The 6267-nt window shown below is 32.6% G+C and carries 5 protein-coding genes; all 5 read left to right on the top strand.

Annotated elements, in window-relative coordinates; all coding sequences use genetic code 11:
- The first annotated feature begins 3 nt into the window (after positions 1-3).
- Positions 4-480: a hypothetical protein gene (locus BUC11_RS01810; protein ID WP_066077449.1), complete on the top strand. Its 477-nt coding sequence runs from the start codon at positions 4-6 to the stop codon at positions 478-480.
- An 850-nt stretch (positions 481-1330) separates the two neighbouring features.
- On the top strand, positions 1331-1885 hold the full coding sequence (locus BUC11_RS01815; protein ID WP_084129470.1) for a helix-turn-helix domain-containing protein: 555 nt from the start codon (positions 1331-1333) through the stop codon (positions 1883-1885).
- 15 nt (positions 1886-1900) lie between these two features.
- Entirely contained in the window at positions 1901-5143 is a 3243-nt protein-coding gene (locus BUC11_RS01830; RefSeq protein WP_245793695.1) for a PAS domain-containing hybrid sensor histidine kinase/response regulator, read from the top strand.
- Complete coding sequence (locus BUC11_RS01835) at positions 5140-5475, top strand: response regulator (RefSeq protein WP_084129474.1); 336 nt, start codon at positions 5140-5142, stop codon at positions 5473-5475. The genes BUC11_RS01830 and BUC11_RS01835 overlap by 4 nt, the downstream gene beginning before the upstream one ends.
- Positions 5476-5620: 145 nt before the next feature.
- Positions 5621-6267 (top strand): IS30 family transposase (locus BUC11_RS01840; RefSeq protein ID WP_073351311.1); only part of this gene is annotated, 647 nt, incomplete at its 3' end.

Here is a 6267-nt window from a genome sequence, read left to right on the forward strand (position 1 = left end):
ATCATGAAAAAATTAATTCTAGTCTTAAGTATCCTTTTACTCATTGGATGTAAATCAAAAAAAGTGGTTGCCATACCTGAGCCTGAAGTAGTAAAAACCGTAAAGTTGAGTTTGTCAGAAGTTAGTGGAAGCCAAAAAAGTAAAGCTTATGAATTGGGAAAAAGAGTATTGATGACTTGCAATACATCTAAATTCAAACCATTTACACTTAGTGAAGCTACTCCATCGGTCATTAAAAACACGACCGAGGCAAGATTAACAAAAACATGTACTCGCTTTCGTCAATATTACGGTACTTTTATTGATCTCGAATTAATTGAAGCTTTTAAAAATAACTTTGATCAATCTGTCGTTTTTCGCTATAAAGCGTCGTATTCAAAAAAAGTTGCTAACAAGGAGCTTCGGGTTACCATGGACGCAGAAAATAAAGTATCCTCCATAAAGTCGCTGGATTGGGTAAATGCGTTTCCTATGAATTAATAGGAAAAGCAATTTTCTCTTTTGTATCCAATTTTACCGTTTAAAAGTAGGTATTTGTAAATGCTATTGTTTGGAAAACTGTGGCTATTTACCTCGGATTTTGATTGTATGTATAGCTACAGTCTATAATCTGCAGCATAATTTATTTATTTTCTGACCTTCGATTAATTCATTTTAATCCATCACCAAATTTTTTAAACTTTCAATCCAAAGAAGTGCAATGCTAATTTAATACTTGCCGTTTCTTTGGATTATGCCTTTGGAAAATTAGTCACTATTCGCATCTAATTGTAATGGTCAAAAACTGTCTACTAAAAATAAATTTAATTAAAGGTTAAATAGTGATTCTCATTTTTAGAATACAATTGGCCTCACAAAAACAAAGTGATAATTTAACAAGTATTTTATATAATTATATAACAAAAATAAATTTTGAGACTCTAAATTTAGAAATTAAATAAAACACCTCTAAATCAAGTAATAACAAAACGATGTCCTTAAGAATTAAATCAGTAGCTAAAGTCGAACTAATTTTAACGCCAGTAAAAAACAGCTTCAAGTATTGAACCCAAGACTATACTGCAAAAAGCAAGTAATTGTGTTCACTAAATTGAAATGACTGATACATTAGTTGCCTTATAAAAAAAGGCAGTAAAGACCAACCGTTTATCTGACTAATTTTATATCAAAGCGGGTCTTCCTTTGATTATTTGTTCGAATTTAAGGAGTTATTCTTGATTGCGAATTATGTTATAACCTATTTGTAAAATTTTATAATGTATCTTTATTCCGAAAAGTTACATTTGTGCAAACTGTAAATTGAAAATATTTGAAACTATACATAAAATACATGGTAAGCAACCGCTGCAAAATGGCGGTAAAAGAAGAATTAAAAAAGCTTAAACTTCACTACATGGTTGTTGATTTAGGAGAAGTAGAAATTATGGAAAATATTTCTATGGATCAAAGACAACTATTGAAAGCGGCACTTTTAGATTCAGGGCTTGAATTGATGGATGATAAAAAATCCATGTTGATAGAGAAAATAAAGAATGTAATTATCGAGATGGTTCATCACTCTACTGAACCCATAAAAGTCAATTTTTCGGACTATTTAAGTCAAAAATTGAGTCACGACTATACTTACCTATCCAACTTGTTTTCAGAGGTTCAGGGAACTACAATAGAACAATTTATAATTTCCCATAAAACGGAACGTATAAAAGAGTTAATTATCTATGGTGAATTAAATATCACTGAAATTGCATGGAAAATGAATTATAGCAGTGTAGCTCATTTATCTAGTCAGTTTAAAAAAGTAACTGGCCTATCCCCTTCTCATTTTAAACAGTTGAAAGATAAAAGACGGAATCCAATTGAGGAAATTGGAAATGTAAATGACTAAATGAAAAGTATCAGTATGCTCAATTCCCCCGATTCAATTGAAACCAGTGTAGGTTCCTTTGTTACTATTAGTGCCGAAGGAAAAATCACTGATATTAATGAAGCGTCAATAAAAAACATAGGAATTGCAAGAGATGTAGTGATAGGAACTAATTTCTCTGATCATTTTACAGAGAAGCAGGAAGTAAAGAACAGATGGCAACACGTTTTTGAAAAAGGGTTTATTGACGACTATTCGTTAACGGTAAAGCACCAAAACGGCAAATTAACGGATGTGGTCTACAATGCATCCATATATGAAGATTCTGAAGGAGTTATCCATGGTTTTTTTACCGAAGCAACAAACAGTACCGCTCAAAAATTAGCAGCACAATATTCAAAAAGTTTAATTGAAGCCAGTCTTGACCCTCTAATTACGATAAATAGAGAAGGAAAGATCACGGATATGAATGAAGCATTAGTTCATATTACTGGTGTTAGTCGAAACGAACTTACTGGTGCTAATTTCTTCGATTATTTCACAGACAAGCACAAAGCACAAAAAGTATATCAACAAGTTTTTCAAAACAATGCCATAGAAGATTACCCTTTAACGCTTCGGCATAAGGACGGCAAATTAACTGACGTACTTTTCAATGGCTCTGTTTATAAAGACAATCTTGGCAAGGTCCAAGGTGTTGTTATCGTGGCGCGAAATACAGGCGGACAAAAATGGGCTTTGGATTTACAAAATGCTAATAAAGAACTGGCGTATCAAAATGATGAAAAGGAAAAGAGAGCGGCAGAGTTAGTTATAGCAAATCAAGAATTGGCATTTCAAAATGAGGAGAAAGAGAAAAGGGCTAACGAATTAATTATTGCCAATAAAGAACTTCTTTTTCAAAACCAAGAAAAGGAAAAAAGAGCCTCAGAACTAGTGATAGCTAACAAAGAATTAGCATTTCAGAATGATGAAAAAGAGAAACGTGCTGCTGAATTAGTGATAGCTAATAAAGAACTGGCGTTTCAAAATAACGAAAAGGAGAAAAGAGCTGACGAATTAATCATTGCTAATGAAGAACTTATTTTTCAAAATTTAGAAAAGGAAAAAAGAGCTGCTGAATTAGTGATTGCCAACAAAGAATTGGCGTTTCAAAATGATGAAAAAGAGAAAAGAGCCAACGAATTAATTATTGCCAATAAAGAACTTATTTTTCAAAACCAAGAAAAAGAAAAAAGGGAAATTGTTAATAAAGAGCTTAAAGAACTTAACTACACTACAAAATTAGATTCTCAATATACACTTAGTTTAATTGAAGCCAGTCGGGATCCTTTGGTTACCATAAATACAAAAGGTAAGATTACGGACATGAATGAGGCCTTAGTAAACAGTACTGGGAAAACGCGCGAAGAACTCACAGGTTCTGATTTTTTCGATTATTTTACAGAACAACAAAAAGCGCGTGAAGTGTACCAGGAAGTATTTGAAAAAGGCTGTGTTGCTGATTCACCACTTACACTGCGTCATAAGGACGGCAAATTGACTGATGTCTTGTTTAACGGTTCCGTTTATAAAAACGAAGTAGGAAATGTACAAGGCGTCGTGATTGTTGCCAGAGATATTACAGATCAAAAAAGAATTGCTACCGAATTGATTGAAGCTAGAGTTTTTGCAGAACTTGCCACAGAAATTGCAGAAGAAGCTAAAAGACGTGCAGAAAGGGCCACTATTATAGCTGAAAATGCGGTAAAAGCAAAACAACAATTTTTGTCGAATATGAGTCATGAAATTCGTACCCCGATGAATGCGATTATTGGTTTTACCAAAGTGGTACTGAAAACAGATCTGACGCTGAAACAAAAAGAATATTTAGATGCTATCAAAATGAGTGGAGATGCATTAATCGTACTCATAAACGACATATTAGACTTAGCAAAAGTTGATTCCGGTAAAATGACATTTGAAAAAACCCCTTTCAAATTGAATTCTTCGGTAGCTGCCATGCTGCATCTGTTTGAACCTAAAATTCAAGAAAAAAATTTAAAATTAATTAAAGAATACGATCCTAAAATTCCGCAAGTTCTAATTGGTGACCCAGTTCGTTTGCATCAAATAATTTTAAATTTAGTTAGTAACGCAGTCAAGTTTACATCCAAAGGAAAAATTACCGTAAGCGTCAATTTAATACATGAAGATGTTGATACAGTAATTATTGAATTTGCTGTCACGGATACCGGTATCGGAATACCAGAAGACAGAATCGGAAAAATATTTGAAAATTTCCAACAAGCATCCAGCCGAACTTCAAGGTTGTATGGAGGAACAGGATTAGGTTTAGCCATTGTCAAACAACTCATAGAAACACAAGGAGGAACTATTCGTGTCCGGAGTGTGGTAGGTAAAGGTTCTACATTTAGTTTTACATTAAGTTTTCAAAAGACAAATTCTGATGCTGAAATGGGAAATGAGTTTATTGAATTGGATACCGAAATAAAAAACATAAAAATTTTAGTTGTTGAAGATATTCCATTGAATCAATTGCTAATGAAAACACTTCTTGATGATTTTGGATTTGAGCGTGACATTGCCGAAAACGGTAAAATAGCAATCGAAAAATTAAAAGATAAGGAATATGATGTCATTTTAATGGACTTGCAAATGCCAGAAATGAACGGATTTGAAACAACAGAATACATTCGAAATATACTGAAATCAAAAATACCAATTATTGCTTTAACAGCAGATGTGACTACAGTAGATTTAGCTAAATGTAAAGCAGTGGGAATGAATGACTATCTTGCAAAACCCGTGGATGACCGCCTGCTATACAGTAAGATAATTGGACTCTTAAAAAAAAACATTCCTAGTGCCATAAATATTGAACGTGTGAAAGAAGAAGAAGTTATAGTAAAAAAAGTAAAGTGCATTAATCTGACGTATTTGAAACAAAGAACAAAATCAAATCCCGTTTTAATGGAAGAAATGATCAAACTCTATTTAACCCAAACACCAGCTATAATAAAAACAATCAAAGAAAGTTTAGCTAACAAAAATTGGAATTTAGTAAGCGCTGCGGCACATAAAATGATTCCGTCCTTTGCAATAGTGGGAATAAGTCCTGTTTTTGAAAACATAGCAAAAGAAATTCAGGAGATAACAACAGCACCAGAAAACATAGAAGAAATTAAAGCTTTAGTTCAACAACTTGAAGAAGTTTGTGAGCAAGCGTGTAGTGAATTAGAAGAAGAATTAAACATAATTAAAAATACCATAAAATGAACGACAATAAGAAAGTAAAAATATTTCTAGTAGATGATGATGTCCTATTTTTAAAATCTTTAGAAATTGAATTTTTAGAAAATGCTGATTTTATAGTAGAAACGTATCCTACAGGAGAACTTTGCATTGCAAACTTATCACACAATCCGGATGTAGTAATATTAGATTATCAGCTAGATGGTATTGTAGAAAATGCGATGAACGGTCTTGAAACTTTAGATAAAGTTAAAACTTATAATCCAGAAATCCCTGTGGTTATGCTTTCATCCCAAGATAAAATTGAAGTGGCTATTAACTGCATGCACCACAAGGCATTTGATTATGTAGCTTGAATTCAATTAATAAATGCGAAAGTTAGGAATCTCAAAGAAAGATGAAATATTTTTTCAGAACAAAGAAAAGAAAATTAATTCTTTTCCCTGTTTGCTGAAATGGAAAAATTTATCTTACTTGCTCCTCGCCTAAAATTCGCAAAGTATGAAGCATTTTACCGTTGAACAAAGATACAAATTAGAATTTCTGATGCAACAAAACGTCAGCAAAGCGCAAATAGCTGTTGATATAAACGTGCACATTTCATCTATATATAGAGAGATAAAACGTAATTCGGACGAGCGTAACTCTAATTATAAAGCAGACTTAGCAAGTCGAAAATGTAATAAAAGGCACAAAGAGAAGCCTAAAAATCAATGTTTTAGTAATGAAATTAAACAGTACGTCAGCAAACTAATCCGCGCTGATTACTCGCCAGAACAAATAGTTGGGAAATCTTTAAAAGAGGGTATTAATTGTGTTTGCCATGAAACAATTTATAAATTTATTTTAAATGACAAGAAAAACACAGGAGATTTATACAAGCATCTGCGAAGTAAAGGTAAGACCTACCGAAAGCGAGGTGCTTTAAAAGATAAAAGAGGATTAATAGTTGGCAGAGTTGGCATCGAAAATCGTCCAATTGAGGTAGAAGAAAAGCAAAGATTTGGAGACTTGGAAATTGATTTAGTAATAGGGAAAGACCATAAAGGAGCTTTACTAACGATAAATGATAGAGCAACTGGGATGTTACAAATGAAAAAAATAGAGAGTAAAGATGCTGAGATTGTTAAAAAAGCTACTATTGAATT

This window comes from Flavobacterium xanthum (assembly GCF_900142695.1).
Classification (GTDB): domain Bacteria; phylum Bacteroidota; class Bacteroidia; order Flavobacteriales; family Flavobacteriaceae; genus Flavobacterium; species Flavobacterium xanthum.

What these genes read in the sequence shown, in the direction of transcription:
- BUC11_RS01815 (WP_084129470.1), top strand. Translation starts at nt 1,331, where the DNA reads ATGGTAAGCAACCGCTGCAAAATGGCGGTAAAAGAAGAATTAAAAAAG.
- BUC11_RS01830 (WP_245793695.1), top strand. Translation starts at nt 1,901, where the DNA reads ATGCTCAATTCCCCCGATTCAATTGAAACCAGTGTAGGTTCCTTTGTT.
- BUC11_RS01835 (WP_084129474.1), top strand. Translation starts at nt 5,140, where the DNA reads ATGAACGACAATAAGAAAGTAAAAATATTTCTAGTAGATGATGATGTC.
- BUC11_RS01810 (WP_066077449.1), top strand. Translation starts at nt 4, where the DNA reads ATGAAAAAATTAATTCTAGTCTTAAGTATCCTTTTACTCATTGGATGT.